General features: G+C 71.7%; 1 protein-coding gene and 1 pseudogene. One reads left to right on the top strand and one right to left on the bottom strand.

All coding sequences use genetic code 11. The features are described 5' to 3' along the window. Window positions 1-1233 (top strand): M20 family metallopeptidase (locus tag VTU_RS0121055; RefSeq protein WP_010108371.1); only part of this gene is annotated, 1233 nt, incomplete at its 5' end. Between the two features lie 27 nt (window positions 1234-1260). Here VTU_RS0121055 and VTU_RS34025 read toward each other — a convergent pair. Next, window positions 1261-1529: pseudogene (locus VTU_RS34025) on the bottom strand (TOBE domain-containing protein); the annotation flags it as partial.

Consider the following 1529-nt stretch of genomic DNA (forward strand, 5'->3'; position numbering starts at 1 on the left):
GCCGCGCACGGCGCGCTCGACGCGTGGATCGACCAGCATTTCGACGCGCAGGTGCGCTTTCTGCAAGCCCTGGTGCGCGTTCCCACCGACACCCCCCCGGGGAACAACGCGCCGCACGCGGAACGCACGGCCGAGTTGCTCGCGGACTTTGGCTACGCGGCCGAAAAGCACGCCGTTCCCGCAGCCGACGTGCGCGCCCATGGCCTGGAGTCGATCACCAACCTCATCGTGCGCCGCCGCTATGGCGCGCCCGGCGCGGGCCGGACCATCGCCCTGAACGCGCACGGCGACGTGGTGCCCCCCGGCGAGGGCTGGACGCACGACCCCTACGGCGCCGAACTGCACGACGGCGCGATGTACGGCCGCGCCACGGCCGTGAGCAAGAGCGACTTTGCGAGCTATACCTTTGCCGTGCGCGCGCTCGAGGCCGTGGCCCGGCCCACGCAGGGCGCGGTGGAACTGCACTTCACCTACGACGAGGAGTTCGGCGGCGAACTCGGCCCGGGCTGGTTGCTCGAAAACGGCCTGACCCGGCCCGACCTCGTGATTGCCGCCGGCTTCTCCTACGCGGTCGTGAGCGCGCACAACGGCTGCCTGCAACTGCAGGTCACCGTGCACGGCCAGATGGCGCACGCCGCCGTGCCGCATACGGGCGTGGACGCGTTGCAGGGCGCGGTGCATATCCTCGGCGCGCTGTACGCGCAAAACCAGGGCTACCGGCAGATCCGCTCGCGCGTCGCGGGAATCGGGCACCCGTATCTGAACGTGGGCCGCATCGAAGGCGGAACGAATACCAACGTCGTTCCCGGCAAGGTCGTGTTCAAGCTCGACCGCCGCATGGTCCCCGAGGAGGATGCGCAGGAAGTGGAGGCCACGATCCGCCGCGTGATCGCGCAGGCCGCCAGCGGGTACGCGGGCATCACGGTGGACGTCGAGCGCCTGCTGCTGGCCCGCGCCATGACGCCGCTCGCGGCCAGCCAGCCGTTGGTGGACGCCATCCAGCGGCATGCGCAGGCGGTGCTCGGCGAGCCCGTTCCCGCCGTGGGAACGCCGCTGTACACCGACGCGCGCCTGTACGCGCAGCGCGGAATTCCCGCCGTGATCTACGGCGCGGGTCCGCGCAGCGTGCTCGAATCGCACGCCAAGCGCGCCGACGAACGCCTGCAACTGGAAGACCTGCGGCGCGCGACCAAGGTCATCGCGCGCACGCTGCACGAATTGCTCGCGGGATGAGGGCCTGCCCCGGCCCGGGGCAGAAAATCAACCGGCCAGCGCCACCACGACGGCTGATTCCTCGACGTCGGCCAGCGCCTGCTGCCGGACGCGCAGGCCGCTGCGGGCGTCCGCGAAGCCGATGATGCGACCGCCCGCGGGCAACTCCAGCGTGACCTCGTCGCCCTGCGGACCGCGCTCGACGCCAGCGACCTGGCCGCGCAGCTGATTCGCCGGCACCGCGGCGGGTGCAGCGCCCGGGCGCGTGACGCGCACCGAGGTCGCCTTGCACAGCGCAATCACCTGCAGGCCGGGGC

This window comes from Verminephrobacter aporrectodeae subsp. tuberculatae At4, assembly GCF_000193225.1.
Taxonomy (GTDB): Bacteria; Pseudomonadota; Gammaproteobacteria; order Burkholderiales; family Burkholderiaceae_C; genus Acidovorax; species Acidovorax aporrectodeae.